Annotated in this window: 31 protein-coding genes, 1 pseudogene and 1 other annotated feature; of the genes and pseudogenes, 16 read left to right on the top strand and 16 right to left on the bottom strand. The window is 65.0% G+C overall.

From position 1 onward, the window contains the following. Positions 1 to 173: 173 nt before the first annotated feature. From GRI97_RS10760 to GRI97_RS10750, 3 genes are all read right to left on the bottom strand, one after another. The gene (locus tag GRI97_RS10760; RefSeq protein WP_202392710.1) at positions 174 to 1,391 is read right to left on the bottom strand and encodes a hypothetical protein; all 1,218 of its coding nucleotides are present in this window, start codon (positions 1,389 to 1,391) and stop codon (positions 174 to 176) included. Positions 1,392 to 1,486: 95 nt separating this feature from the next. Further along, on the bottom strand, positions 1,487 to 2,728 hold the full coding sequence (locus tag GRI97_RS10755) for a nitrate/nitrite transporter (RefSeq protein WP_161391740.1): 1,242 nt from the start codon (positions 2,726 to 2,728) through the stop codon (positions 1,487 to 1,489). Positions 2,729 to 2,982: 254 nt separating this feature from the next. Further along, positions 2,983 to 3,201 carry a hypothetical protein gene (locus tag GRI97_RS10750; protein WP_161391186.1) on the bottom strand — a complete coding sequence of 73 codons (219 nt, stop codon included), beginning with the start codon at positions 3,199 to 3,201 and terminating at the stop codon, positions 2,983 to 2,985. Between the two features lie 341 nt (positions 3,202 to 3,542). Between GRI97_RS10750 and GRI97_RS10745 the strand changes: the two genes are divergently transcribed. The 9 genes from GRI97_RS10745 (at position 3,543) to GRI97_RS10705 (ending at position 9,737) form a co-directional block, all read left to right on the top strand. Next, complete coding sequence (locus tag GRI97_RS10745; protein WP_161391185.1) at positions 3,543 to 5,228, top strand: portal protein; 1,686 nt, start codon at positions 3,543 to 3,545, stop codon at positions 5,226 to 5,228. Continuing rightward, the gene (locus tag GRI97_RS10740; protein WP_161391184.1) at positions 5,225 to 5,602 is read left to right on the top strand and encodes a hypothetical protein; all 378 of its coding nucleotides are present in this window, start codon (positions 5,225 to 5,227) and stop codon (positions 5,600 to 5,602) included. Before GRI97_RS10745 ends, GRI97_RS10740 begins: the two co-directional genes overlap by 4 nt. Next, positions 5,550 to 6,176, top strand: a complete 627-nt coding sequence (locus GRI97_RS10735) for a hypothetical protein (RefSeq protein WP_161391183.1) — start codon at positions 5,550 to 5,552, stop codon at positions 6,174 to 6,176. The genes GRI97_RS10740 and GRI97_RS10735 overlap by 53 nt, the downstream gene beginning before the upstream one ends. Before the next feature lie 539 nt (positions 6,177 to 6,715). Next, positions 6,716 to 7,732: a major capsid protein gene (locus tag GRI97_RS10730; RefSeq protein ID WP_161391182.1), complete on the top strand. Its 1,017-nt coding sequence runs from the start codon at positions 6,716 to 6,718 to the stop codon at positions 7,730 to 7,732. A 51-nt stretch (positions 7,733 to 7,783) separates the two neighbouring features. Next, positions 7,784 to 8,194, top strand: a complete 411-nt coding sequence (locus GRI97_RS10725; protein WP_161391181.1) for a Bbp16 family capsid cement protein — start codon at positions 7,784 to 7,786, stop codon at positions 8,192 to 8,194. A gap of 10 nt (positions 8,195 to 8,204) precedes the next feature. Further along, on the top strand, positions 8,205 to 8,375 hold the full coding sequence (locus tag GRI97_RS10720; RefSeq protein WP_161391180.1) for a hypothetical protein: 171 nt from the start codon (positions 8,205 to 8,207) through the stop codon (positions 8,373 to 8,375). A 192-nt stretch (positions 8,376 to 8,567) separates the two neighbouring features. Continuing rightward, a complete protein-coding gene (locus GRI97_RS10715; protein WP_161391179.1) occupies positions 8,568 to 8,858 on the top strand; it encodes a hypothetical protein in 291 nt (96 codons plus the stop codon). A gap of 118 nt (positions 8,859 to 8,976) precedes the next feature. Continuing rightward, a complete protein-coding gene (locus tag GRI97_RS10710; protein ID WP_202392708.1) occupies positions 8,977 to 9,384 on the top strand; it encodes a DUF4279 domain-containing protein in 408 nt (135 codons plus the stop codon). A gap of 83 nt (positions 9,385 to 9,467) precedes the next feature. Next, positions 9,468 to 9,737, top strand: a complete 270-nt coding sequence (locus GRI97_RS10705; RefSeq protein ID WP_161391178.1) for a hypothetical protein — start codon at positions 9,468 to 9,470, stop codon at positions 9,735 to 9,737. A gap of 85 nt (positions 9,738 to 9,822) precedes the next feature. Here the strand turns inward: GRI97_RS10705 and GRI97_RS10700 are convergent, their stop codons facing one another. Beyond that, complete coding sequence (locus GRI97_RS10700) at positions 9,823 to 10,269, bottom strand: DUF4440 domain-containing protein (RefSeq protein WP_161391177.1); 447 nt, start codon at positions 10,267 to 10,269, stop codon at positions 9,823 to 9,825. Positions 10,270 to 10,435: 166 nt separating this feature from the next. Further along, positions 10,436 to 10,491, top strand: a sequence feature (sul1 is cis-regulatory element that is thought to sense ions involved in sulfur or methionine metabolism; They are found in Alphaproteobacteria). An 83-nt stretch (positions 10,492 to 10,574) separates the two neighbouring features. On the opposite strand from GRI97_RS10700, the gene GRI97_RS10695 reads away from it, so the two are divergent. Together GRI97_RS10695 and GRI97_RS10690 are read left to right on the top strand one after the other, a co-directional pair. Continuing rightward, the gene (locus GRI97_RS10695) at positions 10,575 to 12,071 is read left to right on the top strand and encodes a SulP family inorganic anion transporter (RefSeq protein ID WP_235917761.1); all 1,497 of its coding nucleotides are present in this window, start codon (positions 10,575 to 10,577) and stop codon (positions 12,069 to 12,071) included. 17 nt (positions 12,072 to 12,088) lie between these two features. After that, entirely contained in the window at positions 12,089 to 12,775 is a 687-nt protein-coding gene (locus tag GRI97_RS10690; protein ID WP_161391175.1) for a pentapeptide repeat-containing protein, read from the top strand. A 200-nt stretch (positions 12,776 to 12,975) separates the two neighbouring features. Here the strand turns inward: GRI97_RS10690 and GRI97_RS10685 are convergent. The 7 genes and pseudogenes from GRI97_RS10685 to GRI97_RS10655 form a co-directional block, all read right to left on the bottom strand. Further along, positions 12,976 to 13,294, bottom strand: a pseudogene (locus GRI97_RS10685) (GIY-YIG nuclease family protein). Position 13,295: 1 nt separating this feature from the next. Further along, positions 13,296 to 14,030 carry an RES family NAD+ phosphorylase gene (locus GRI97_RS10680; RefSeq protein WP_161391174.1) on the bottom strand — a complete coding sequence of 245 codons (735 nt, stop codon included), beginning with the start codon at positions 14,028 to 14,030 and terminating at the stop codon, positions 13,296 to 13,298. After that, positions 14,030 to 14,443, bottom strand: coding sequence for an MbcA/ParS/Xre antitoxin family protein (locus GRI97_RS10675; protein ID WP_161391173.1), 414 nt, complete (start codon positions 14,441 to 14,443; stop codon positions 14,030 to 14,032). The genes GRI97_RS10680 and GRI97_RS10675 overlap by 1 nt, the downstream gene beginning before the upstream one ends. Positions 14,444 to 14,533: 90 nt before the next feature. Further along, positions 14,534 to 15,127 (bottom strand): NIF family HAD-type phosphatase, encoded by a 594-nt coding sequence (locus GRI97_RS10670; RefSeq protein WP_161391172.1) that lies wholly within the window; start codon positions 15,125 to 15,127, stop codon positions 14,534 to 14,536. Positions 15,128 to 15,259: 132 nt separating this feature from the next. Then, on the bottom strand, positions 15,260 to 15,871 hold the full coding sequence (locus GRI97_RS10665; RefSeq protein WP_161391171.1) for a hypothetical protein: 612 nt from the start codon (positions 15,869 to 15,871) through the stop codon (positions 15,260 to 15,262). Positions 15,872 to 15,917: 46 nt separating this feature from the next. Next, on the bottom strand, positions 15,918 to 16,454 hold the full coding sequence (locus GRI97_RS10660) for a hypothetical protein (protein WP_161391170.1): 537 nt from the start codon (positions 16,452 to 16,454) through the stop codon (positions 15,918 to 15,920). A gap of 170 nt (positions 16,455 to 16,624) precedes the next feature. Beyond that, positions 16,625 to 17,578: a J domain-containing protein gene (locus GRI97_RS10655; protein ID WP_161391169.1), complete on the bottom strand. Its 954-nt coding sequence runs from the start codon at positions 17,576 to 17,578 to the stop codon at positions 16,625 to 16,627. A gap of 206 nt (positions 17,579 to 17,784) precedes the next feature. Between GRI97_RS10655 and GRI97_RS10650 the strand changes: the two genes are divergently transcribed. Next, positions 17,785 to 18,621 carry a hypothetical protein gene (locus GRI97_RS10650; protein WP_161391168.1) on the top strand — a complete coding sequence of 279 codons (837 nt, stop codon included), beginning with the start codon at positions 17,785 to 17,787 and terminating at the stop codon, positions 18,619 to 18,621. Between the two features lie 141 nt (positions 18,622 to 18,762). On the opposite strand, the gene GRI97_RS10645 is transcribed toward GRI97_RS10650, so the two are convergent. Beyond that, positions 18,763 to 19,242 (bottom strand): diacylglycerol kinase family protein, encoded by a 480-nt coding sequence (locus tag GRI97_RS10645; RefSeq protein ID WP_202392707.1) that lies wholly within the window; start codon positions 19,240 to 19,242, stop codon positions 18,763 to 18,765. 116 nt (positions 19,243 to 19,358) lie between these two features. Beyond that, positions 19,359 to 20,321: a class A beta-lactamase gene (gene bla / locus GRI97_RS10640; protein ID WP_161391167.1), complete on the bottom strand. Its 963-nt coding sequence runs from the start codon at positions 20,319 to 20,321 to the stop codon at positions 19,359 to 19,361. Positions 20,322 to 20,428: 107 nt separating this feature from the next. On the opposite strand from bla, the gene GRI97_RS10635 reads away from it, so the two are divergent. Continuing rightward, the gene (locus GRI97_RS10635) at positions 20,429 to 21,292 is read left to right on the top strand and encodes a LysR family transcriptional regulator (RefSeq protein WP_161391166.1); all 864 of its coding nucleotides are present in this window, start codon (positions 20,429 to 20,431) and stop codon (positions 21,290 to 21,292) included. 59 nt (positions 21,293 to 21,351) lie between these two features. On the opposite strand, the gene prfH is transcribed toward GRI97_RS10635, so the two are convergent. From prfH to GRI97_RS10620, 3 genes are read right to left on the bottom strand one after another with little or no spacing between them, the layout of a single operon-like run. Then, positions 21,352 to 21,975, bottom strand: a complete 624-nt coding sequence (gene prfH, locus GRI97_RS10630) for a peptide chain release factor H (protein ID WP_161391165.1) — start codon at positions 21,973 to 21,975, stop codon at positions 21,352 to 21,354. Next, entirely contained in the window at positions 21,972 to 23,090 is a 1,119-nt protein-coding gene (locus tag GRI97_RS10625; RefSeq protein ID WP_161391164.1) for an RNA ligase RtcB family protein, read from the bottom strand. The genes prfH and GRI97_RS10625 overlap by 4 nt, the downstream gene beginning before the upstream one ends. Beyond that, complete coding sequence (locus GRI97_RS10620) at positions 23,090 to 23,464, bottom strand: hypothetical protein (protein ID WP_202392706.1); 375 nt, start codon at positions 23,462 to 23,464, stop codon at positions 23,090 to 23,092. Before GRI97_RS10620 ends, GRI97_RS10625 begins: the two co-directional genes overlap by 1 nt. 467 nt (positions 23,465 to 23,931) lie before the next feature. Here GRI97_RS10620 and GRI97_RS10615 point away from each other — a divergent pair, with 467 nt between their 5' ends. From GRI97_RS10615 to GRI97_RS10605, 3 genes are read left to right on the top strand one after another with little or no spacing between them, the layout of a single operon-like run. Beyond that, positions 23,932 to 24,549, top strand: a complete 618-nt coding sequence (locus tag GRI97_RS10615; RefSeq protein ID WP_161391162.1) for a GbsR/MarR family transcriptional regulator — start codon at positions 23,932 to 23,934, stop codon at positions 24,547 to 24,549. A gap of 58 nt (positions 24,550 to 24,607) precedes the next feature. Next, positions 24,608 to 25,342 (top strand): DUF4166 domain-containing protein, encoded by a 735-nt coding sequence (locus GRI97_RS10610; protein ID WP_161391161.1) that lies wholly within the window; start codon positions 24,608 to 24,610, stop codon positions 25,340 to 25,342. Further along, positions 25,335 to 26,879: a TIGR01777 family oxidoreductase gene (locus GRI97_RS10605; protein WP_161391160.1), complete on the top strand. Its 1,545-nt coding sequence runs from the start codon at positions 25,335 to 25,337 to the stop codon at positions 26,877 to 26,879. Before GRI97_RS10610 ends, GRI97_RS10605 begins: the two co-directional genes overlap by 8 nt. Position 26,880: the final 1 nt, after the last annotated feature.

The following is a 26,880-nucleotide window of genomic DNA, read 5'->3' as shown; positions in this document are numbered from 1 at the left end:
CGGATTCCCCCTTCCGCGCTGCGCGCGGCCCCTCCACCATGCTTCGCATGGTCCCCCTCCCCGAACAAGTTCGCGGAGGATTTTCTTCCGGGCGGTGGAGGGGCCGGCCGCAAGGCCGGAACTGCGCTGGCTGTCCCGCGCTGCACGCGGCGAGTTCGGGGAGGATTCGAGAGCTAGTACGCCCAGTCGGCCTGGAGCCACAGCTTGTCCGTATCGGACGAAAACCGGGCCGCGTCATAATGGGCATAGCGCAGCGACAGCGTCGTCTTTGCCCATTTGCCCGAAGCGAGCAGGTTGATCTCATCGCCATAATGCCGGCTCAGCCGATCACTGCGCAGGCGGTGCCAGGCGGCTTGCAGGCTGATGCCGGTCAGCGGCCCCAGCTTCGACCAGCCATAGCCGCCGCTGACATAGAGATCGCGCACGCCATCGGGCGGTGTGGTTGCGAATTTGTCGGCCCAGCCCTGAAACTTGAAGATGCTGCCCAGCGGCGTCTGGAAACTCGTGAAGGCCGTGCCATCGCTCGCGCCCAGCACCTCATAGCCGGCGTTCAGCTTCCATCCGCGCCAGTCGATCGCAGCATCGGCCAGCCAATAGGAGGCGGCATAGTCATTGGGATTGTTGTGATGATCGGACTGCCGCGCATGGCTGAGCTGATACGACAGCTTTGTCCCTGTCGCCAATTCGCGCGCGCCCGCCAGCCGCACCCCATAGCTCTGGTTCGACAGGCGATAGCCCTGCACCTGCGCTTCGTTCTGATCAACGATATAGGCAAAGGCGCTGATCTTCCCGATCGGCGTGGCATAGCCCAGGATGGCAAAGACATTGTCCCCCCCCACACCCTGCTGCCGCGCGCCATGGCCGTGCGAACCCCAGATGGTGCGCGCGTTCCAGGCATAGGTCAGGTCGATCGTCAGCCCCTTGGCCGGCGCCAGTTCGGCCCGTACCGCGTCGAAACTCTGGGCATTGTTGCGGAAGAAGGCATTGCCGACGAAGCGTTCATCTTCGAGCAGCAGCTTCTGCCGCCCGGCGGTGATCGCGAGGCCTTCATCCGCATAACGCAGTTGCGCCACATAGAGGGCCAGATTTTCCGGATCACCGATCTGCGGCCGGGTCTGCGTGCCGTGCAGCCCGTCAAAATAGTGGTCGACCAGCGCCAGATTGCCCTGCCCGATCACCGTGGCGGTCAGCTTTCCGGCGCTTGCCTGCGCGCCCAGCCGCACCCGCGCGGTGACCGCATCCGATGCCTCGGCAAAGCTGGCTTCATCGACATGTTCATACCGCAGCCGGGCCTCTGCCACGGGCTGCACATCGATGTCCTGGGCCTGGCCGTGGCTGGCCCATCCCGCCATGGCGATCATGGCGGCTGGCACAATTGCCGTCTGTTTCATGAAAATATCCCGTTGCGACACAGTTCTGTTCTGAGCCGAAGGGTGGCATCCCCTGCCCGCAGATGCCACCCCGTTTCGGATAAATTATACGGCGATCAGATCCGGGCCGCCGTGTCCCATTGGGCGCGCCAGTTTCCCTTCACCGCCAGAATTCCCATCAGCGCGGCCAGCGCCAACCCGGCAAAGATCAGGAAGCCGGAGGAAAAACTGCCGGTGAACTGCTTGGCGAAACCGAGCGAGGAGGCGAGGTAGAAACCGCCCACGCCACCGGCCATGCCGACCAGCCCGGTCATGATGCCCAGTTCTTCCCGGAAGCGCTGCGGCACCAGCTGGAACACCGCGCCATTGCCGGTGCCCAGCGCCAGCATGGCGGCCACGAACAGGCCCAGTGACGACAGCAGCGTGGTGGCCATGCTGACCCCGGCCAGCGCCAGCGCGGCGACGATGAACACCATGATCAGCGCATTGACGCCGCCGATCCGATCCGCCAGCGCCCCGCCCATCGGCCGCACCAGCGAACCGGCAAAGACGCAGGCCGCCGTGCAATAGCCGGCAAAAACAGTCGTCAGCCCATATTGATCGGTGAAATAGATGGTGAGCGAAGAGGCAAGGCCGGAAAACCCGCCGAAGGTCACGGCATAGAACCCCATCAGCCACCAGGCATCGGCCGTCTTGAGCGGGGTGAAATATTCCGAGAATTTCTTGGGCGCCGGCTGATCGGGCGAATCCTTGGCCATCACCATATAGGCGATGAACACCGCCACCAGCGGAATGCAGGCGAGACCCAGCACCGCATTCCAGCCAAACAGCTTGGCCAGCGTAGGCGCGAACAGGGAAGCCAGCACAGTGCCCGAATTGCCCATGCCAGCCAGGCCCATGGCCTTGCCCTGATGTTCGGGCGGATACCACCGGCTCGCCAGCGGCAGGGCAATGGCGAAGCTGGCCCCGGCAAAGCCGAGCACCACGCCCAGCACCAGCGTGCCGGCGAAGCTGTCCACGCCATAGATCCAGGCCACGAACAGCCCGGCGATCACGATGATCTGGCTGATCGCGCCCGACAGCTTGGGCCCGATGCGATCGACCAGCAGGCCGTTCACCACCCGCAACAGCGCGCCCATCAGCGTGGGCGTGGCCACCATCAGCCCCTTTTCCGCCGGGGTCAGCGACAGGGTCTGTGCAATATCGGGCGCCAACGGGCCGAGCAGCACCCAGACCATGAAGGCGAGATCGAAATAGAGAAACGAGGCGATCAGCGTGGGTTTGTGCCCCGCGCGCCAGAAACTGTTGTCATCCGCGCCTGAAGCAGTGCCTGAACCCGTGCCTACGCTGTCCCGCATGATTGTAGCCATGTCAGCCCCCTTGGGAGGTGGAAACGAAAAAAGCCGCCAACGGACATGCGCACAGGAAGAGCGCGAAATCCGTTCAGCGGCGTTGCTGCAAATTTTTGAGGAGGGTAGCGCAGGCTTCTACGGCGAAGCTGGCTGCCCAATCACCGCGCCCCGTTGCGCGATGGACCATTTATCCCGCGATTCGCCCCATGTTGCAAGGCACAATTTTCAAACCCGATGCGGTCCCGGGCCGAATTGTCGCGTCAGGCCTGATCGGCCTGATGCTTCATCATGAGGCAGGCGGCGTTGCGGGCCTCCGCAGGCAGGGTTTCGAGGTGGCGGAGCGCCTGCTTGTAGGTGAGCAGGGGCTGATCATCCAGCAGGATGGGCACGGTGCGGCCGTTGAAGATGCGCCGGAGCATGCGCCTTTGCGGACGGTCCACTATGGGTTCGGGCGCCGGTGGGGTTTGGTTGTCCGTCATGGCGGGCGATCTATCAGGCGGGCGTGGCGGCGGCAAATTGCCGCGATTCAATGCGGGATTTGGCCGGTATAGATGAAGTGCCTCTGACAGGAGGCGCGTATCTGCATCGGCACACCCCATATCCCTTCGGTACCCGAACGCCAGGCGGCCAAGCTGCCCGACAATGGAGCGCCCGACAGTGCGCGGGATTATGCGCGGCGGCGGCGGGCGATCATGGCCGGGCTGGCGACCGCGCCAGGCGGCGCAGTGGGTACGCCCGGGCTGGGCCGGCCGACGCTGGGCGGCGGGTTAGTTGGCAGCGCCAACTCCACCGGCGGTTCCGGGATGGGAGGATCGCGCTGATGGCATCGCTGCGACAGCATTGCGAGCAGCGGCTGGCCGGGCTGAAGGCGCTGCGCAGCGATTACGAGAGCGAGTGGCAATCGATCGCCCGCTATGCCCAGCCGGCCCGGTCCCGCTTTCTTGCGGGTGGCCGGGATAAGGGTGGCAAACGGCGGGCGCATAACAGCCGGTTGCTGGACCCGCATGGGATCGAGGCGTTTCGCACGCTGACCAATGGGATGATGAGCGGGCTGACATCGTCTTCCCGCCCGTGGTTCAAGCTGCGGCTGGGCGATCCGGCGATGGACGAGGAAGCCGGGGCCCGGGCCTGGCTGGGGCAGGTGGAAAGCGCGCTCTATGGCTTTCTGGCGCGGACCAATTTCTACAGCGCGGCCAAGGCCGGCTATGCCGAGATGGGACTGTTCGGCACCGAAGCCTGCGTGATGGTCGACCATGCCGAGCATGGCGCGGTGTGCCACAGCCTGACGGCGGGGGAATACTGGATCGCCCTGTCCGATGCGATGGTGCCCGATACGCTGATCCGCATCGCGCCGATGAGCGCGCGGCAGGCGGTGCAGGCGTTCGGTGAAAAGGCGCCGCGCAGCGCGCGGGCTGCGCTGGACAGTGGCGATGGCGAAAGGCTGGTGGAAATCCATCAGTTGATCGAGCGTGATCCCGACTTCAAGCCCGACCAGGGTGCGCGGATCGACAGCAAGCCGTGGCGATCGATCTATTGGCATGCCGAGAGCGGGCGCGATGCGGTGATCCGCGTGGCCGGTTATGACGAACAGCCGTTCTGGGCGCCGCGCTGGGACGTGGTCGGCGGCGATACCTGGGGCGTGTCCCCCGGCATGGAAGCGCTGCCGGCGCTGCGAGAACTGCAGATGCAGGTGAAGCGCCGCAATGAGGCGATCGACCAGATGGTGAAGCCCGAAAAAGTGGTGAAGCCGGGGCTGCGCCTGACCGGCGAGCCGGGCCGCACGGTCAGCGCAGCAGGATTTGATCGGGACAGCGTGCTGATCCCCTACCCCATGCCATATCAGGCGGTGGCGGTGATCGGGGAAGAGATCGAGAAATGCCGCCGGCAGATCGACGGCCTGTCCTTTGCCGGATTGTTCAACGCCATCACCAATATGCGCGGGGTGCAACCGCGCAATATGGAGGAAATCGCCGCGCGCAACGAAGAGAAGCTGACCCAGCTGGGCCCGGTGATCGAGAATGTGACGCGCGAGAAGCTGTCGATCGCGGTAGAGCGGGCCTATGGCATCATGGCGCGCGGGCAATTGCTGCCGCCACCGCCCGAAAGCATCGCCGGCCAGGCCATAGATGTCGAATTCGTTTCCATCCTGACACAGATGCAGCGCGCCGTGGGCGTGGACCAGATCGAGCGCACGGTGGGCTTCATCGGCGGGCTGGCGGGCGCGCAGCCCGAGGTGATCGACAAGCTGGATACCGATGCGCTGATCGATGAATTCGCCAGCCGCGCCGGCGTGCCGGGGGCGATCATCCGCGGGGCGGCCGATGTCGCGGCGCTGCGGGCGCAACGGGCCGAAGCGGAACAGGCGGCGCAGCAACAGGCGCAGATGGCGCAGATTATGGTGGGTGCCGGTGGTGGTGCCGAAGCGAGCGGCGTTGGTGTTCCCCTCGATCCAACGGGCGGCGGGGATCCGGCCGGTGCGCTGATGCAGGCGCTGGGGGTGGCATGATGGCGGACGGAAACCACACGCAGGCCGATAGCGGCAGCCCCTTCACCCGCGCCGATGGCGAGGCCCTGATCACACAAGGCGCGTTCCTGCGGTTCCTGTTCGCAGCGTTCGAGACCGCCGGGCTGTTCGACCATGCCGGGCCGGCCCAGGGCCAGAGCCCGCGCGATCTGAGCTTTGCCGAAGGACGCCGCAGCCTGGGTTTCGACCTGCTGCAGCTGGCGCAGAGCGGCCAGCCGGCGGCAATCCGCGCGGCGGACCCGACGGCCATGACCACCATGCATGCCGTGATTGGCGAGACACTGAATCCCAAGGAGAAAATGCGTGACCGAAGAAGCGACGAACTTGGCCGATACGGTGATCTTGGGCCCGGGTGACACCGGTGCCGGCCCTGCAGCGGAGATGCTTGGTGGGCAGGATGTTGCGCCTGCCCCTGACCCTGCCCTGGCGCCGGCCCCCGCCGTCCGGGCCGGGGCGCCCGAGCGCTATGAGCTGGCGCTGGGCGGGATGGCGATGGATGCCGGGCTGATGGCCGAGGCCGAGCCGGTATTGCGCGAGCTGGGGCTGAGCAATGACGAGGCCGGGCGGTTCATGCCGCTGGCGCAATCGCTGATCGACCGCACGGCCGACCGCACGCTGCAGGACCTGATCGACGCCGGGGCGCAGCAGCGCCGCGAATGGCTGGATGCCTATCGCGCCGACCCCGAGATCGGCGGCGCACGCACGCGCGAGACCGAGCATCTGGCGGCGCGCGGGCTGGATGCGCTGGGCTTCACCGCCGGGCACCCGTTCCGCGCGGCGCTGAGCGACAGCGGTTTCGGCAATCACCCCGACATGATCCGCGCCTTCCGCAAGATCGGCGAGCTGGTGTCCGAAGACGGCTTTGCCCGCAGCACGGGCGGGCCGGCGGGCAGCATGCCGATCGAGAAGCGGCTGTATCCGAATGATTAGTTTATTTGGGGGGATCATTTGTTTGGGGCTCCTCGCGCCTAGCGGCGCTGCGGGCGGCCGGTCGGGATAATTTGTTGTGAAGCCTCAGGCGCCGGCGCGGCCCGTCCGGGCCGCTTGGCTATCCTCGCGCCTGCGGCGCTGCGGGCGGCCGGTCGGGATGTTTTGTTTTGGGGCCTCAAGCGCCGGCGCGGCCCATCCGGGCCGCTTGGCTGTCCTCGCGCCTTGCGGCGCTGCGGGCGGCCGGTCGGCCTTGCGGACCCTTCGGGTCCGGGGGGCGAGGCGTGAGGTGTTTTTTGGGGGTGGCTTCCCCTGCTTCGTCATGCCGGACTTGATCCGGCATCCATGTGGCCGCCGCCTCAGGTCTGGCGAAGGCGCGCTGGGGAGGCGTTTCCGGGCGGCGGCGTAGCGCTTTTGGCGGCTCCATCCGTGCGGGGCGAGGGATGGATGCCGGATCAAGTCCGGCATGACGGCGGAGAGGATGCAGGTCGTCCGCCCCCTTTGGAAATTCTGATTTTCGGTTTTCTTGGAAAGGAAATAGCATGGCCATTCTCGGCACCAGTTACTGGAATCTGATCGATGTGCTGAAGGCGGGCGGCGATGGCATTGGGGATGTCGTCGAGGCGCTGACCCAGCTGACGCCCTTCATGAAGGACGCCAATGTCATCACCTGCAACAAGGGCACCAAGCATGTGTCCAGCATTCGCACCGGCCTGCCCCAGGTCAGCTGGGGTGCGCTGTATCAGGGTATCGCCCAGGGCAAGGGCGATTACACCCAGGTGGAGGATACCACCGGCTTCGTCGAAGGGCTGTCCGCCGTGGATACCCGCCTGCTGGCGCTCAAGCCGGCGCAGGCGGCCAAGCTGCGGCTGATGGAGGGCCAGGGCTTTCTGGAAAGCATGGCCCAGACCATGGAAAGCGCGATCTGGTATTCCAATGTCCAGCTGAACGGCAAGCAGTTCCACGGGCTGGCCCCGCGTTACAGTGCGCTGGCCAATGGCAATGTCATCAATGGCGGCGGCACGGGTTCGGACAATGCATCGATCTGGTTCGTCACCCATGGCGACATGCAGACCAGCGTCATCACCCCGGAAAACATCGCCGCCGGCGTGCAGCGGGACGACAAGGGCGAACAGCGGGTGATGGATGGCGCGGGCAATCCCTATTATGTGAAGGAAGAGCTGTTCACCCAGCATGCCGGCATCGCGGTGAAGGACTGGCGATACAACGCGCGGATCTGTAACATCGATGTGTCCGACGTGATTGCCGGAACGGTCAACATCAATGCCCTGCTGCGCAAGGCCTATTATCGGCTGCAGGGCCGCCGGTCTTACCAGATGGAAAAGCCGGGCCAGGTGAGCCCGGGCCGCACCGTCATCTACATGAACAAGACGCTGGCCGAAGCGCTGGATGCGGAAGGCACCAATGGCCGCAGCGGGGCGGACAATTTCATCCGCCTGTCGCCCCGGGAAATCCAGGGCGAGGAAGTGCAGAGCTGGCGCGGGATGCCGATCCGCGAAACCGATGCGCTGCTGAACACCGAAACACGGGTGAGCTGATCACGCGCAGCAAAAGCGTGCAGCATAGATTTGCCAGACAAGGATTTTTCCATGATCGAAGACAACAGCCTGCGCCTGAGCGATGCTCAGGCGATTACCGCCACTGCGCCATCCACCCATGTGATCGACCTGGGGCAGCGCGGCGGCAGCATGGCGCGCGATATCGGGATCGGCAGCGCCGTGCCCCTGTCCGTGCGCGTGGTGCAGAGCTTCAACAATCTGACCAGCCTGACCGTGGCAGTGCAGACATCGCCCGACAATATCAGCTGGACCACCATCGCCAGCGGCCGCGCCGTGCCGCTGGCCGAACTGGTGGCCGGGCATCAGTTCGCCGTGCCGGCCAGCTTCCCCGAAGGAACGCGGGCCCGTTATGTGCGGCTGCATTACACCGTGGCCGGCACCGCCCCGACCAGTGGAGCGGTGAGCGCGGTGGTGGTGGCCGACCGCCAGACGGCCGGCTGAGGAGCGCGCGATGGACGAAAAGGAACCGCAGACATTCTATCGGGCGGCGAGCCCGGTCTATCTGTCGCACGCGAGCCGGCTGGTGCCGGCCGGGCAGAGGTTCGGCGTGCCGGTGAACACGCCGCCCGGCGATGGCTGGATCGCGAGCGATGGCTTGGTTGCGCCGGTGAAAAAGGGCTGAGCGGTGGCGGGGTGCGGGGTATTGCCCCGCCCCCGCGTCAAGAGCGATTTCCGAGTCAGCAGGTGATTCCACCTGCTTGGAAATCGCTCAAGGCTGACAATGGCTTCGATAGACCCGCGCGTGGCCTTCGACGGGCTCAGGCCGAGCGGATGCGGTGCGTGGGCCGTGGCGGTGTTTGGAGGAGCGCTTTTCATGCGGCAGGATCATGATCTCAATCGCGGGACCCTGCCCGCGCGGCGCGGGCAGGTGCAGCCGGGGCCGGTGACGCCGGCCAGCGCCGGGGATATTGCCGGGCTGACGACAGAACTGACGGGCCGGCTGGAAACGCAAATGGCCGCGCAGGCAGCGGCATTGGCGGTGACGGAAGGCGCGCTCGCCACCAGTCTTGCTGCGCTGGAGGCGGCGCTGGCTGCGCTAGATGCGGAACTGGCCGCGCTGGGCGGGCGGGTGACGGCGCTGGAGGCGGTCGCTGTGGAGGAGTGATGCTGCGCCGCATCTGGGGCATTGCGTGCCATCGCTGCTGATGGTTACACAAGGGCATGGAATATATTCGCCTGAATTATCATCATCTTTGTCATAGCCATGGCTGCCCGGTGCAGCCGTGAGTCATCTGCGCAAATCGGCGGCATCGCTGGGTTTTCAGGGCGATCATCTCGACCCCGGAGAGATCACCCGGCTGCTGGGCCGATCCCCCTCTGTCGCCGTGGCCAAGGGCGAATACTGGTACACCTCACTCGGCGCGGAAAAGAAGGCGGAGACCGGTTCGTGGCGGATCTGGGCAGATCACCGCCAGCCGGCTGATCTGGACGGGCAGATCCGCCTGCTGCTGGAGCCGCTGTCCGCCGATCTGGAGGTGTGGCGCCGGCTTTCCGGATTGTATGCGGGGCGGATCTTTGCCGGGATGTTCCTGGGCAGTTACAATCAGGGGATCGGAATCCATGCCGATACCGTGACCATGATGGGCGAGCGCGGACTGCATATGGAGTTCGACATTTATGGCCCGGATTGATCAGGGTCAGGATGGACCGGGTTCAGGATTGATCGGGGTTCGATTGATCTTGTCGTCCGGCGCACGGGCGATAGAGTGATGCCATGCCGATCCTGTTTCTGAATATCGCCCTGGCCCTGTTGCTGATTGCCGCGCTGGTGGGCGTGGTGCGCCCCTATGGCGGGCGCTGGGGACGGTTGCATTTCAGCGTGCTGGCGATCGGACTGGCGCTGTTGCTGCTGGTGATGGGCGGACTGATGGTGACCGAGCGGGTGCTGGGCGAGGCGGCGGAGCGGCCCCCGGCAGAGGCACAACCGGTGGGTGAAACGATCGAGGCCGATCAGCCGGGAACGCCGCCTGGCCAGATTGTGTGAGCGCCAGATCGTTTAAGCGCCAGATCGTCTAAGCAGATGTTTGCCCTGCCCTGACAGAATGAGAGCGGGCGGGCAGACCGGATTGTCAGTCGATGATGCCGTGGCGGCGCAGTTCGGCATCTTCATCGCCGGTGATCCAGCCGAACACCTGCGCCTGCCCGTCGGTGATGCGAACCAGATAGGCATTGGTGAAATCCACGTCCTTGTGCGCGCCGCGCACATCATAGCTGGCGCGCCAGTCGACATGGGCCAGCGCGTGGAGATCGTCGATCGGGGTGATGCGCAAGTTCTGCACGGTCATCGATTTCGTGCCGATGGCGCAATAATGAGCGAAGCCTTCGGCCATCGACTGTTCCAGCGTCGGCCCGTCGCGACAGCCATCCTTCGCCCCCGTGCTGACCCCGGCCGGGGCGGCGGCGATGAAAGCATCGGCATAGAGATCGCGGATCGCGGCCATGTCGGCATGATCATCCAGCGCATCATTCACCAGGCTTTCGTAGCGGGCGAACAATTGGGTGATGGCATGCTGCATGGTGAGTATCCGGGCCTGTGCTTGCGACGTGGGGGGCCGTTTTGACACGGCCGATACAGGCCAAACACGGCGCCGGAGGGGGCGGTTCCCGTTAACCACAGTAAGATACCGCAAGCGCCCGGGGACTTGCCTTATGCGACAAAGCGGTTAGAGGGCGCGGCATTCGCATGGACCCGGTGCAATTCCGGGTGGCTATCCCGGCCGCCGATCCGCCGGGCAACCCGATATCGTCACTGCCCTGCCCCGCCCGTTCCCCCAGGGAAGCGCCGGAGGATGCGTGCGACATCGCGTTTGTCAGTATCATCATGATCCCCAATCCTTTCCGTCAACGGACCCAATGGTTCGTCAATGCCGTCCAGTTGCGCCGCGACATTCTGGCCGGGGTGCTGGTTGCCCTGGCCCTGATCCCCGAGGCGATCGGTTTTTCCCTGATTGCCGGGGTCGATCCACGGGTCGGGCTCTATGCATCCTTTTCCATCGCGGTGATCATCGCCTTTGCCGGCGGGCGCCCGGGGATGATTTCCGCCGCGACCGCCGCCGTGGCGGTGCTGGTGGGCCCGCTGGTGCGCGATCACGGGCTGGAATATCTGTTTGCCGCCACAGTGCTGATGGGGCTGATCCAGATCCTGGCCGGCTTCCTGCGGCTGGACATGCTGATGGACTATGTTTCCCGATCAGTGGTGACCGGTTTCGTCAATGCATTGGCGATCCTGATCTTCATGGCGCAATTGCCCGAGCTGATCGGGGTGCCGGTGGCGACGTATGTGCTGGTCGCCGGCGGGCTGGCGATCATCTATCTGTTTCCGCTGCTGACCCGCGCGGTGCCCGCGCCGCTGGTGGCGATCGGCGTGCTGACGGTGATTGTGGTGATGCTGGGGCTGGATGTGCGCACGGTCAGCGACATGGGCGCCCTGCCCGATGCGCCGCCGCATTTCCTGATCCCCGATGTGCCGCTGACCATGGAAACGCTGCGCATCATCCTGCCCTATTCCCTGACCATGGCCGCCGTGGGGCTGCTGGAATCGATGATGACGGCGCAGATCGTCGACGATCTGACCGATACCCCATCGGACAAGCGGCAGGAGATGAAGGGACAGGGCATCGCCAGCCTGGTGACCGGATTTCTGGGCGGCATGGGCGGCTGCGCCATGATCGGCCAGTCGGTGATCAATGTGAAATCGGGCGGACGCACGCGGCTGTCCACGCTGGTGGCGGGCGTGTTCCTGCTGTTCCTGCTGCTGGCGCTGGGCCCGGTGGTGGCGATCATCCCGATGGCGGCGCTGGTGGCGGTGATGATCATGGTATCGATCGGCACCTTCAGCTGGCGATCGATCACCGATATCCGCCACCACCCCTGGCAATCATCGCTGGTAATGCTGGCGACGGTGGTGGTGACGGTGTGGACCCATGATCTGGCGCGCGGCGTGCTGACCGGCGTGGTGCTGTCCGGCCTGTTCTTCGCCGGCAAGGTGCGGCGGCTGTTCGCGGTGACATCGCAACTGTCGGATGATGGCAGGCGGCGCGACTATGCGATCGGCGGACAGATCTTCTTTGCCTCTGCCGAACAATTTGCCGGGGCGTTCGATTATGCCGAACCGGTGGAGCTGGTGGTGATCGATGTGTCGCAGGCGCATTTCTGGGACATTTCGGCCGTGGGCACGCTGGACAAGGTGGTGCTGCGGTTCCGGCGGGCCGGGGCCAGGGTGGAAGTGGCCGGGCTGAACGAAGCCAGCGCATCCATGGTCGAACGGTTCGGCCGCCACGACAAAATCGGCGAAGGGCAGATGCCGGGCGGGCATTGAGCCGCTATCGGACGCCGATGGATGATTTGTTCGCTGATTCACCGCTGCAGTCGCAGACCCTGACCCGCACCGATATCGAAGCCCTGACCGGAATACCCCGCACGCTGATCGGATGCGATCTGGAAGAGGTGGATCTGGGGCGGATGGATCTGTCCGGCTGGGTGTTCCGGCAATGTTACCTGCGCCATGCCGATTTCAGCGGGGCGCAGCTGGAGGGCACCAGCTGGCAATCCTGCCGGGGTGCCTTCACCCGCTTCATTGGCAGCGACCTGACCGATGCGCAGATGGTGGGCAGCGATTTCAACAATGGCAGCTTCCGCGGGGCGATACTGCAGGGCGCTGAGCTGAGCGGATGCAAGCTGACCGGCGCCGATCTGGCCGAGGTGCAGGCGATCGATTGCGCGATGGAAGAGGTGCTGCTGGTGAATGCCCGCCTGCCCGGCTGGTCATTCCGCAAGGCGGTGCTGAAGCGGGTGGATTTTGCCCAGGCCGATCTGCGCCAGTGCGATTTCCGCGATGCGGTGTTGGAACAATGCAGCCTGCGCAACGCCCTGCTGGACGGGGCACGGTTCGACGGTGCCGATCTGCGCGGCGCCGATCTGGGCGGGGTGCGGCTGGCCGATGCGAGCGCGTTTCGCGGCGCGACGATTTCGCGCGATCAGGCCGGGCAATTGCTGCGCGAACTGGGGCTGGTGGTGCGGTGATGGTGGCGGGCACCGCCCTCTCGGGTTCGTCATGCCGGACCCCGATCCGGCATCCATTTCGCAGGTCAGGGCCGTGGTGGAGGCGGATTGTTGGGCGTCAGGCTGGGCGCGTGGCGTGGGGTGGTGCTTCCAGCGGCAGGACGGCGGCGGGGGCGGCATGGATGCCGGATCGGGGTCCGGCATGACGGGTGATAGGGTGGCTATTTGCGGGAAGGCTTTGGTTCAAAACCGAGCCCGATGGCCAGATCGCCACTGCTGGTTTGCTTCGTTGATCAGCGCGATCTTCCAGTTACGGCGCCAGTTCTTCAACTGCTTCTCACGCTTGATCGCATTGTCCATGTCATCGAGAATTTCGAAATAGACCAATCTGTGCACGCCGTAACGCGTGGTGAAGCCTTCGATCACGCCCTCACGATGTTGCCACAGGCGCACGAGCAGATCGGATGTTACGCCAATATACAGCGTGCCATAGTATCCGCTGGCCAGAATATAGACGCAAGGCTGGCGGTCGGCAGGCACCCTACCCCGTTTCCACCACCCGAAACATGCGGTCTTCTCCGCCACTGCCGCCAGCCGTGCGGACCAGATCGACCGTGGTGCCGTTCCAGTGATAATCGAGATGGCGGGCCTGGATCGGGCCCGATGCGCCATCGGGATAGAACAGGCCGACGCATTGGCCGCCTTCGTGGCGCACGCTGGGATAGGCGATGCCGTCCGATCCGTCGCGGCGGAGGCGACGGGCGAGATCCTGGGCCGGGGTGTAATCATCCGGGTGGAGCAGCGGATCGCCCGGCCCGCGCCCCAGCAGATCGGTGCAGTCTGCCTTTACCGTCAGCACCAGTTCGCGGAACTGGGAGGTCCAGCCGGGCGCTTCATGCGTGGCGGCCATGAAGCGGGCGTGGTGGTGGATGGTTTCGAACAGCGCGGTTTCGAAGGCGCGCGCCGCATAGAGCACGCCATAGTGCCCGTCCGAGAAGCGGCTGGGCCGATCCGGGCTGGCATGGGTGAACGGCGCCATCAGCCAGGACGCGCCGGGTCCGCCGACGCGGCGCGCGGGCGGCACCAGATCGAGATTGCCGACGCCGGCCATCAGGCGCGGATTGCTCTTCTGTTCGCCCGACAGCAGCAGCGGCCAGTCGGCAGGATCGGCGATATCTTCAAACAGATCGATCGGGGGGAAGGCGCTGCGGATGATGCGGACGGCGCCGGGCCAGTGGATGGCGGTTGTGCCCGGTTCTGGCGCCGGATCGACCATTACCAGGCACCGCGTTCGGCATCGAGATAGCGGCGCACGCGCATCAGATCAGTCAGTTCCCCGCCCAGCATGATATCGAGCGCACTGGCGCCGGCGAAATCACGGCTGGGGGCGCGGACCCAGCCATAGGCGCGCTGCGGTTCGGTGAAGATCAGCCGCAGGGATTTGTGGATACCCATCAGATTGGACAGCCGCGCCCGCGCATCGCGCGAGAGCCGGCCGGGCCCTTCCGCCTTCCAGCGGCGGAAGCTGCGCAAAGGCATATCCAGCAGCACGGCCGCCTGATCATCGGTGATGGCCCATTTGCCGAACAGATTGATCGCTGCGCGAAACATCGCCGCGCCTTCATCCTGCGTCACCGGCTGGGCGGTGAAACCTTGCGGGGTGAAGTCCACGGGTTGCAATGCGGGCATGACTAATCCTCCAATATGGCAGCATGTAGGAGAATGAGTGCCATTTGGCAATATTTGGATCGGTTTGTGACGCTTGGCCTGCAAGCGAAGCTATTCCCCGCTCGGCTGGCCGCGCCAGTTGCGCTTTTCTATCTTTCGAACATCGGCGGTATCTTTGAGGGTCGTCAGATAGGACGCGAGCAATGCCAGTTCCTGGTCGGCGGGATCACCTTCAAACGGGCGCGGATAAATGGCGTTGCCATAGTTGCGCGCGCATTTTGCCGGTGTGTCATCCACGATCAGCATACGCTGCAACGACCAGCCGATCCGGCGCACCTTCCGGAGCGGTTTGAGATAATGCATGTGATCCCAGGCGTCGATCATATAGCCGCCGCTGTCGGTGTAGGCCCGACGCAAGGTAGCGCGGCTGCGCCCCCAGACGAACTGAAGCCTGGCCGGATCAGGAAAAATCCTGTCCACCACTGCCTGAACATAGAGGTCGGAAGCCGACGACCATACCGCGACATCGAAATGGGTCAGCACGTGGCTGAGGAATTCATCGAGACCCGGCCGACGATAGACATGGTATCCGTAGATTTCGAAATCAGCGGTGCGATCCAGCGGTTGTTCGCAGGCATGGATCAGCGTTTCATCCAGATCGAGGATGAGCAGGGTTCTATCCGGGTTGCGGTGATACCGGTCCATTCGTTGCCGATAGAACAGAACGGCACGAAAATCATTCAGGTTCCAGCAGGCATTCCGCGCTGCGCGCGGCCTCTCCACCACCTGTTCCGGCCGTTTCCCCTCCCCCCAGCGAGCTGGGGGAGGATTTTTTGTTTATTCTGTGGGGGAATAGGGGCGGTTGCAGTGTTCGATGAAGCTGGCGATGGCGCGGGTGCCGGCCGGGGTGGCGGCCATGTCGGTGGTGGGGCCGGCGGCGGTGAGGCGGAGCCAGCCGTTGGTGGCGAAGCTGGCGAGGAAGGGGGAATCGCCGGGAATTTCGCGCGAGGTGAAGCGGGGCATATCGGCCATTTCGGTCTGCCGGGTTACGCCCACCAGCCGCAGCGCCTGTTCGCCCGAAGCGACGGTGATGGCGGACAGATCCGGCGCACCGCCGGTGATGCCGGCGAAAATGCGCGCGCCGCCTTCCTCGCAGGAGAAATTGAGCGGCTGATCGTCGGTGCCGCTGCGTTCATAGGCCAGGATGGCCGGGCGGGTGCGGTCGCTTTCGTCGATGCGCAGGGCCCAATCGTAACCCGCGCGCGGGGACGGCGGGGCTGTGGTGGGCTCTGCCGTCGGTTCGGCAATGGGAGCGGGGTCCGTTGCCGCGATCGGGCTTTCTTCTGCCGCCACCATATCGGCATCGGCCGCCGTGTCGTCAGCGGAGGAGCCGCAGGCGGTGGTGGCGAGCAGGATCAGCGAACAGCAGGCGGCAAGGTGGGATTTCATGCGGAACCTTTCGGCGGGAATGCAGGATGAAGGATTGCCACAGCGATCAGGCCGGCGGCGAATAGGGCCGGTTGCAATGTTCGATGAAACTGGCGATCGCGCGGGCGCCCACCGGGGTCGCCACCATGTCGCGCGTATCGCCGGTGCCGCTCAGCCGCAGCCAGCCATTGGTGGCAAAGGCCTTGATCAGCGGCGCATCGCCGGGAATCTCCTGGCTGGAGAAATAGGGCATGTCGTCCAGTTCGGTCGCTTCGGTGCTGCCGGTCAGGCGCAAGGTCTGATCGCCGGACGCGAGGGTAATTTCGCGCAGGGTCACCGGCCCGCCCGTGATGCCGGCGAAGATCCGCGCCCCGCCCTCTTCACAGGAAAAGCTGATCGGCTGATCATCCGTATTGGCCATTTCATAGGCCAGGATTGCCGGGCGCGTGCGTTCTTCATCATCGATGCGCAGGGCCCAGTCATAACCTTCTTCCGGGGTCGGGCCAGACACTGGAGTGACGGCGCTCGCTGGCATGGACAGCGGCGCAACCAGCGCGACGGCGGCAACCGCAGCGGTGCGGACAATGGCGGAGAACATGGTCACGGATCCCTTCCTGAACCGCCCGGGCGGGCGCCTGTCTCGATTACCGCCAAACATCCATCCGACAATCCTGCCGAACGAAAGCGCGCGGTGAGCAGACGGATCAGGGCGGTGAATGGCGCGGAAACGCGTGGACCACAGGCGGGTTCCACCCGTTCGCCAGCATCAGCGGGTTACAGGCAGCCTTCGGTGTATTCGATGCTGCGCGTGCCCACAGAAATGCCGGTGACCTCGCCACCCTGGATCGAGAACTTGATCCCGCGCTGGCCGCCGCGTTCATAATGAATGAGCTTCTTGTCGGGCGCGTCGGAGTAGATGTCCGGCTCTTCCTTCAGATTGGTGTAGGCGGCGTGCACCGCCGATTCCGGATCACCCAGGCTGACCCCGCGATCGGTGGTGAAGACCGGCGCTCCGTTGCCGCTGTAAGCCTCCACCGTGGAGATCTTGCCCTCTTCCACCAGCATGACGATGCTGGGCGGGCCGCCGACCACTTCGAAGCCGAGGCAGATCCCGTCATCCACATCGGTATATTGGCCATTGTCCCGGATGATCAGGTCGGATGCCTGCATGGCGGCTTCGACCGTGGCGCCGGCCTCGATCCCGGCCCAGCCGGAAGGGGTGAGGATGCGGCAATCCACCCCACGACAGGGGGCAGGCGTGGTGGTTTCTGCCGCAAGCGCGGGGGATGGTTGCGGGGCAACTGGTGCCGGATCGCCAATGGGTGGCGCGATGGAAGCGGCCGCGACCGGTACCGCCTGCTGTTTCATGTAGAAGGCCGCACCGCAGAGGGAGAGTACGGTCACCCCAGCCAGCGCCAGAATGCCGCCACGCCGCAAGCCGCGCACATTTTCGTCCGAAGGGGACGGCGCGGAAACGGGGACGGGAGGGCTGGATACGGGGGCCGAAGCGGGTGCGGCGGGTTGGAGCGCCGCATCATAGGCCCGGCGGCGGTCGGGATCGCCCAGCACCGCATAGGCATCTTCGAGCCGGGCTGCGTAATCTTCGGCATCCTCATTCGAACCGCCGAATTCATCGGGGTGGCAGCGGCGGATCATCACGCCATAGGCCGCATCGATGACATCCGCGTCTGCTGCGCGATCGACACCCAATATCTCGTAATGGTTCATTCTGGCCCCTGTGCAGCCGGCCGGGCGGCGACCGGAGCCCGCGCTTAAGCCCATCTGCGGCGGCGACCGCAAGGCCGGGTCAGGTGAATGGAGTGATGCCGTGGACCGGTTGATTGTGCCGTTGGCAGAGTGATGGCACTCTGGGCCGGGGATGGAGCGGGGTAGCGGGCATGCCGAATGTAATCTTGAGCCTGAGCATCTGGTACATGGTGGCCCTGCTGGCGACCCTGATCGGGTCTTGCCGCCCGTTCATCCCGGGCTGGACGCGGCGACGGTCTGCCCTGATCGCCAGCATCTTGCTGGCAACGGGGGTTGCGCTGGCTGCATTTGCAATTGGCCAAAGCGCCGACATTGCGGACATACGCAAACCTGCGGAAATACTCCTGCTGTGTTTGGGTGGGACGTCCATCATGCTGGCGGCCGGAGCATCAATGCGGCGGTTGATCAAACGGCCAAGGGCACCAGACGATACTGATTCAGGATCGCATTCGACCATGGATTGGGCCCGCAACTGGGCCGACAACTGGCACTGGCGGGAATTGTTGCTGCTCGCGCTGGCAGGCGCGGCCGGCGTGGAAATCTTCGTCTTGATCAATTCCCCGGCCCAATGGGTTGCAACCGGCAATCTCTCGAAATGGATCGCCATCCTGGTCGCCGCCCCAGCCGCCCTGATTCTGCCAGCCTATGGCTTGGCCATTGCGCTGGGCATCGTGCGGCCGCACAGGGCCGACCGCAGCCGCATGCAATACGCCTTTCGGGCGATTGCTTATAGCTTGATCTGCGCGGTGATCCTGTCAGTTCTGACGGTCTTCATCATGCACCCACTGGATCTGGTTTTGCCGGTCGTGATCGGTGTGGTCTTTACCGCATTTGGCTGGTTCGTTGTCGGCACAGCCGGACTGATGATCGGGGTTGCAGGTTCGATCCATCCCTTGTGGCGCGATTGGCGACGGCAGGACTTTGCCGTGTTGGCCGGGGTCAGCCCTTTGGTGATGATGGCTGTCTATTGGGCAGTGCTCGAACCCTTCAGGTACTCGCTGTAAAAACGCCGGGATGGCAGGAGTATGCTGGCAGTCGTGTTTTTGCCGAGCCACATCACGGTCCAAGACCCTGCTGCGGCAATCGTTGCGAAAGAAACAGGAGTGAACAGTGAAAGCTCGCCCCACCGACCCCGTGGCGATGGGTCAGAGCGGTGCCCAGGTCTCAAACAGCATAGGCGCCAGATTTTGCCATAGTGGCGGACCCAGAACACTGCCCCCGATCAATGCCGCCGCGATCGAGGCGATCAGCACCGCCCCGGCGGCCACATCCTTGGCAGCGCGGATTTCGGGACGTTTTTCCCGCGTGATCGCATTGCAGGCCTGCTCGATCCCGGTGTTGAGCAATTCAGCGATCATCACCAGAGCCATGGCCAGAACGAGCCAGCGAAACCCGGTCAGATCAATCTGCAGCCAAAGGCCGGCAATCAGCACCAGCCCCGCGACCAGCAGGTGTACGCGCATATTGCGTTCGCTTCGCAACGCGAAGCCGATGCCCGCAGCAGCATGGGCGAAACTGCCCAAAAAATCCCGCCAGGACTGAACCCGGCCGGCGCCCATACGCCAGCCCGCATAGGCCAGCAAAACCACCAGCGGCAAAGCAAAAACCGGCATGCTGTCGAACATCGGAACCTGCGGCAAAGTGGGATAGACGGCGATGACGATGCGCTTGTTTGCCGATTGCCGCGTCTTGTAAAGTCGATTGGCGCAACGTCGATTGGCGGGCATTTCTGCCGGCCGTTTCAGAAGAGCGAATTGTGCCGGATCAACAGCGCCTGGGGTGGCGTGCCGCGGGTGGCGGCGGCGATCTGGCCGACGCGGGCCAGCGTGGCGATGGCGCCGGGATCGCGCGGTTCGATGCGGGCGGATGGTTCGAACCAGGCGGCGATGATCAGCGGGGTGGCGCCGGACGGCCCACCAAAGGCGAGATCGCCATAGGTGTGGCGGGTGGCACCGAAGCCGGTGCCGGTCTTGTCCCCCGCGATCCAGCCCGCGGGGAAGCCGGCGCGAATGCGGTCGAGGCCGGTTTCGATGGCCATCATCCATTGCCGCAGCGTGGCCCGCGCGGTGGGTGACAGCACAGCGCCCAGCAGCAGGCGCGACACGGTGCGGGCCATGGCGGCCGGCGTGCTGGTGTCGTAATCGGTATTGGGCGGAGTATCGTTGAGTTCGGTTTCAAACCGGTCCAGCCGACTGACATCATCACCCATGGCGCGCCAGAAGCGGGTCATCGCTGCCGGGCCGCCATATTCGCGCAGCAGCACATTGGCGGCGGTGTTGTCACTCAGGACCAGCGTCGCGCGGGCGAGATCGAGCGCCGTCATCCCGTCTGCCAGCGCCGGTTCGGTTGCCGGGCTGTGAGGCACGAGATCGGATTTGGACCAGTACAGCGTGTGCAAGGGATCCAGTTCACCATGGTCGGCCATGGCCAGCACCATGGCGGCAAGCGACAGCTTGAAGGTGCTGCACATGGAAAAGCGTTCATCTTCGCGCCAGCCGAACCCCTGCCCGCGCGCGGGATCGACAATGAACGCACCCAGCCGGCCATCGGCCTGCCGTTCCAGTTCGGCGAGCGCATCAACCGCACCGGTGGAATCGAACGGCGCCCGATCATCAGTTTTGTCAGGGGCAGCGCCTTCCCCTTGGGTGCAGCCCATGGCCAGTGCCGCCACTGCGCCTGCCAGTAAAGATCGCCTGTCGAACATGTTTACCCCTTGCCAGCGCCGTGATTGCCGGGCTTTTCTGGCGTCTGCCGGCACTGGCGGCAAATCATGGTTTTCAGGGTTCGCCCCCAGATATTCTAAGGACAACAATGGATATCCGATCCCTGTCGCTCAACACGCTGCGCGCGTTCGAAGCTTCGGCACGGCATCTGAATTTTACCCGCGCCGCCGATGAATTGTGCGTGACGCAGGCGGCGGTGAGCCAGCAGGTCAAGACGCTGGAGGCGCATATCGGCAAGGCCCTGTTCCGCCGCACCACGCGCGGATTGGTGCTGAGCGATGAGGGCGCGCTGCTGGCGCCGGTGGTGGGTGATGCCCTGGCGCGAATGGGTGATGCGCTGACGGTGGTGAGCGGCGAAGGCGCGCGCGAGGTGCTGACGCTGGGCGCGGTGGGCACCTTCGCACTGAGCATATTGCTGCCGCGCCTGCCCGAGTTCCAGGCGCTGCACCCCGGGGTGGATGTGCGCCTGCTGACCAACAACAATGCCGTCGATCTGTGGACCGAGAGCCTGGATCTGGCCATCCGGTTCGGTGACGGGGCGTGGCACGGGGTCCATGCCCAGCCGCTGATGCGCGCGCCGATGGCCCCGATGTGCAGTCCCGCCCTGGCCGACGGCATCCGCACCCCGGCCGATCTGGCGCGGCTGCCGCTGCTGCGATCCTATCGCGCGCGGGACTGGCCCGCCTGGTTCGATGCGGCCGGAATAAAGGGTGCGACGGCGCAGGGCCCGGTGTTCGATGCATCGCATCTGATGGCGCTGGCGGCGATGCGCGGCCTGGGGGTGGCGCTGCTGCCTGTACCGCTGTTCGACCGGGAGCAGGCCGCAGGGCAATTGGTGGCGCCGTTCGACATCACGGTCGATCGCGGCGGATATTGGCTGACGCGATTGTCGTCACGACCGGTGAGCCCGGCCATGGCGGTGTTTTCACAATGGCTGGCGGAGGTGGTTTGAGCCGCTAGCGAATGCGGCCCTGCCCCCGAGAGGGAGGCAGGGCCACAAAGCCCACCAGATCAACCGGTTTTCAGGACAAAACGCGGGCCGGTGTAGATGCGCCGGGCATTGCCGCGTTCGAGTTGCTGGTTCGCCACCCAGCGCGATTGGCTGTTGCCGGCGCGGGCCCGTTCTGCGCGTTCCGAGAGCATGATCGCCAGCCGCAGCCGGGCCAGCCGGCGGTTGGCCTGTTGCGATCTCTGATCCTGCGCCGTGGCCACCAGTCCGGTAGGGCGGTGGGTGGCGCGGATAGCGCTGTCCGTCTTGTTGACATGCTGACCGCCCGGCCCGCTGGCACGCATGGCCTGCCATTCGATATCTGCATCGCGCAGTTCGGGCATGTCGTCAGGCTGTGGCGCCAGGCTGACCCCGGCAAACCAGTTGCGCCGCCGATGATGCGGGCGAAACGGGCTGGTACCCACCCACAGCATGGTGCCGATCCGTGCGGCGGCAAAACCATCCGCCCCCGTACCGGAAAGCTGCAGCAACAGCGACGACGGCAGGCCATCGGGACTGTCGAGCAGACTGCAGGTGAGACCGGCCACCAAAGCCTCCGCCGCGAAGGCCTCTGCCAATCTGGCCACGACCCAGCGGCATTCTTCCGGCCCGGAGCCGGAGGTGAGATGCAGGACGATCTCGGTCATTGGCTGCGGACCTTGTAGCTGAGCAGCGGGCGCAACCGGGCGATCACCCGGATAAGCCCGACATGCTGAAGATCGGCGATCACACCGGTGATATCCTTGTAGGCCTGTGGTGCCTCTTCAAAGATCAGCCGGCGATCTTCACAGATCACCCGACTGCCGAGCGGTGTGCGTTCGAGTTCCGCCGCCCGGAACCGGCGGGAGAGCCGGGCGTGGGCATCGCTGCGGCTCCACCGCCGGCCCGCGCCATGGGCCAGCGAGTGGAGTGCCCGGTCACCTGCGGCGGCCACCGGTTCAACCAGGAAACTGAAATCCCCGCGCGATCCCGGTATGGCCACCAAGCCGCGATCGGCCGGTGCCGCCCCCTTGCGATGGAGCCAACCGGCCTGCCCCGCCACAGCATGCGGGGTGACGGAATTGTGGCAGATGTCGAGGATGCGGCGTCCGCCCATGGCCAGTTTTTCCGCAAAGCGATCTGCGATGATCTGCCGGTTGAGCACGGCCCAGGCCATGGCCCGGTCATGATCCTGCAGATAGGCCTGGCCGGATGTGCTGTCCGCCGGAAGGCCGACATTGCCGTTGCGCGAGATATGCCCCTGCAGCGCCGCATGGCCGAGACCACGCGACCCGGAATGGACCATCATCCACAGGCGATCGGCATCCAGATCCAGTTCGGCAAAGCGCGCGGGATCGGCGATGTCTTCCACCCGCTGCAGTTCGACGAAATGATTGCCGCCGCCAATGGTACCGAGCGAAGGATCGGCCATGCTTGCCGGAAGATCAGCGCGCACCAGCGCCGCCGCCTGATCGCCATCCCACGGCCCATCCAGATCCCGCAGCCGCCGTTCCGCATGGGCCAGGCGGAATTTGCGCAGCGCGCCATCCATCTGCCACAGTGCCATGCCGCAGCCGATGTCACTGCCAACCAGCGGCGGGTGGATGTGATCGGGCGACCAGAAGGCCGCCCCCACGGCAATGCCATGGCCGGCGTGGAGATCGGGCAGGCCCACGACATGCCGGATGCCTGCCAGCCGGGCGGAAGATCGCAGTTGATCCACTGCCTGCGGATCGAACTGGGCTGGATCGCGGGCGATCAGTTTGATGTCTGACCGTTCCATCACTTGCCCCCTTTCCGTACGGGTGTGCGATTGATCGGTGGCAGGCGATGTTGCAGTTCGCGACAATCCTTCAGCAATCCATCGGCCGGATCGACAAAGAAACAATCCCGCATGGCAGGATGGAAACGAATAACCCGCCCCTGCCACATCCATTCGCCATCGCGACCGACAGCGATGCGGGAGAACACGAAATCGTCCACATGCAGACGGACATGCATCTTGACCGTGCTGCCCGTATCCAGCCCGGCGCAGATTTCGCTGAAAACATCATCCCATTTCTGCCCGCGCCGGCTACGCAGGAAGCGCACCAGTGGACGGAGATTTTCGTTCAGCGATTTGGTGTAGGGCGCCGCGATCCGGGCGTGGCGTTTCAATCCGATGTGTTGGTTTTCAGGAGTTCTGTGCCCTTTCAATTTGGGAGAGGCAGCATGGCTGGCGCCCCAGCGAGGGCGTTCGACAATGACCTTGAACATGTCAGCGCGCATGAACAGCCTCCCCCGAAACAGAGGGGCAAGAGGCCTGGCGCGCCAGAGCGAAGCAGCAATGAAGAAGAATATGTGCGGAGGCGGCAGCGTGCCGGCCCGCAGCAGGGATCAGGTGAGCGTGCTCACCTGCAGGGGAATTGCCCATGCAATATCATCCTGAAAAATCGAGATAAGAAGATCATGATGCTGGCTGACGATGTTCGAGCGCATGATATCCTCCTTTCGATTCCAGGATGGCCGTGATTGGCCGGCGCGCGCATTAGCGCAACTGCCCGCACCGTACAAGTTGCAAAAGATACCGGAATGACAGCGACGCTGCGCTTGACTTTGCATCCTGATAATCAGATATTTCTGTCATGACAGAAATTACAAACACCACAGTCGATGAGTCGGGCAAGCTTCCCGCCGCTGTCGAGCAGTTCATCCTGAGCTGGGGCGATATGGGCGGGCAATGGGGCGTGAACCGTTCCGTGGCGCAAATCCAGGCCTTGCTGTTCCTGTCCGAACGGCCGCTGACGGCGGAGGATATTTCCGAGAAGCTGGGCATCGCCCGGTCCAATGTTTCCAACAGCCTGCGCGAATTGCTGGCGTGGAAGCTGGTGCGGCGGGTGCCGGTGCTGGGCGATCGGCGCGATCATTATGAGGCGGAGAGCGATCTGTGGCAGATGACTCGCAAGGTGGCCCAGGGCCGCAAGGAGCGGGAGATCGATCCGATGGTCGGCGCGATCCGCGATGCCATGCAGGGTGTGGATGATCCGCGCATCAGCCCGGTGGTGCGGCAACGGCTGCATGCGATGCATGATTTCGCCAACACCGTGGACAGCTGGTACCAGCAGATGCTGAACGTGCCGCCGGCCCAGCTGATGACGCTGATCCGCATGGGCAGCAAGGTCGTGGGGTTGCTGCGCTTCATGGGCGGCAAGGGCGACAAATCCGCTGCATCGGCCGGGAGCAAGGATCGAGGGGCGGACTGAGCCCCCCTTTTGCCCATCAATTTCTCTCAATACAGAAATATCGGAAGAGACATACACCATGATCAACCCGATAGCTGCCCCGCCCGCCGACCGCCCTGCCCACCCTGCACTGGCAGATACACCGCTGGCCGATTTACGATTTCGTACCTTGCTGGGCGCCGAGGGCTGGGCGCGCTTGCCGGCAGTGGTGCAGGCGCGGTTTGCCCATCGGTTTCAGCCCGGGCAGTCGGTCGATTACCCCGGAGTGGTGACTTTCTGCGCCATGCGCGGCGCCGGCTGGGTGCTGGCGCAGGCGGTGCGGTTGATCGGTGCGCCGCTGCCGCTTGGGCGCGGAGGCGGAATGGCGGCGGTGGTGAAGGTGAGCGAGGATGCCGCATCGGGCGGGCAGGTGTGGACGCGCAGCTATGCGCGCGCTGCAGGACGTCCGCAGGTGATCCGGAGCGTCAAGCGGTTCGCCGGGCCGACCGGGCTGGAGGAATATCTGGGAGCCGGCTTCGGCATTGCGCTGCGCGTTCAGGCGCGGGCATCGGGGATCCGCTTCAGCAGCGACCATTATTTCTGGCGTGTCGGCACGCGCAAGCTGGGCTGGCGGCTGCGGCTGCCACGCTGGCTGGCGCCCGGTACGCTGGTGATCGACCATCGCGATCTGGGCGATGGCGATTTCAGCTTTGCCCTCACGCTGCGGCATCCGCTGCTGGGGGTGCTGATCCGCCAGGTCGCGCGCTTCCGCGATGCTGCCCTCCCCCACCTGCCTGAGAACCAACTGCCCGAAACGGAGATGTGCCATGACTGATGTGCTGTGGTTGCTGGTGTTCGCCCAGATGATGATGGGCGGGTTCGACACGCTGTATCACCATGAGGGGACGCAGCGGCTGGCCTGGCGGCCCGGGCAGGCGGCGGAGCTGCGCCTGCATGGGGTGCGCAATCTGGCCTATGCGCTGCTGTTCATGGCGCTGGGCTGGACCACGCCGCAGGGCTTGTGGGCCTGGGCGCTGATCGTGCTGGTGGCGGGCGAGATGGTGATCACGCTGTGGGATTTCGTGGAGGAAGACCGGTCGCGCCTGCTGCCGGCGACCGAGCGGGTGATCCATACGCTGCTGACGCTCAATTATGGTGCGATCCTGGCCCTGCTGATCCCGGCCTTGTGGAAACAGGCGGGGCAGCCGACCGCCCTGCCCCCGGCCTGGCACGGGCTGATGAGCTGGTTCTGCCTGATCGCAGCCGTGGGCGTGATCCTGTCCGGCCTGCGCGATCTGGCCGCCGCGGCGCGGTGCAAGCGGATCGCGCCGGCCGATGCGGCGCCGCTGGCCGAAGCCCTGGCCGATGCCGCGCATGTGGCCAGCCATGCCGACATGCGGCATGTGCTGGTGACCGGCGGAACCGGCTTTGTCGGCAGCCGGTTGGTGGAAGCGCTGGCGGGTGCCGGGCATGCGGTGACTGTGCTGACCCGCGCGAAGGACAAGGCCGCGCCACTGGCGCTGCATGGAAGGGTGCGGATCATCGATACGCTGGATGCGATTGCCGATGACGAGCCGATCGATGCGGTGGTCAATCTGGCCGGCGAGGCGATTTCGGACAGCCCCTGGACCCGGGCCAAGCGCATCCGCATCATCCGTTCGCGGCTGGCGGTGACCCATGCGCTGGTACGGCTGATCGCGCGGCTGGAGCGCAAGCCGGAGGTGCTGGTGAGCGGATCGGCGATCGGCATCTATGGCCTGCGCGGCGATGAATGCCTGCAGGAACGCGACGAGGGGACGGCCTGTTTTTCCAGCCGGGTCTGCGTCAGCTGGGAACGCGCCGCCAAGCGCGCCCGGGCGCATGGCACGCGGGTGGTGCTGCTGCGGACGGGACTGGTGCTGGACAACAGCGGCGGGATGCTGGCGCGGATGCTTACGCCGTTCGAATTCGGCCTGGGCGGGCGGTTCGGCCACGGGCGGCAATGGATGAGCTGGATCCACCGGGACGATCTGGTGCGGATGATCGTGCATTGCCTGGCGCGCACCGACATGCAGGGCCCGGTCAATGGCACGGCGCCGGAGCCGGTGACCAATGCCGGGCTGACGGCGGCGATCGGGCAGGCGCTGCACCGGCCGGCGCTGATCCCGGTGCCGGCCGCGCCGCTGCGCCGCCTGCTGGGCGGGTTTGCCGAGGAACTGCTGTTGTCGGGGCAGCGGGTGCTGCCAGGGGTGGCGATGGACCATGGGTTCCGTTTCCTCTATCCCGAGATCGACAGCGCCATGGCGGTGATCACCGGCAACAGAGCCAAGGCTCAGGCCAACGGTCAGGGCATGCAACTTGCACCCGCCCCGCTGCAACCCGGAGGTGCCTGAC

The sequence above is a fragment of the Croceibacterium xixiisoli genome (assembly GCF_009827305.1).
GTDB classification, from domain to species: Bacteria; Pseudomonadota; Alphaproteobacteria; order Sphingomonadales; family Sphingomonadaceae; genus Croceibacterium_C; species Croceibacterium_C xixiisoli.
The sequence above is the reverse complement of the archived record's forward strand: the minus strand, read 5'-3'. Positions and strand labels throughout refer to the sequence as shown.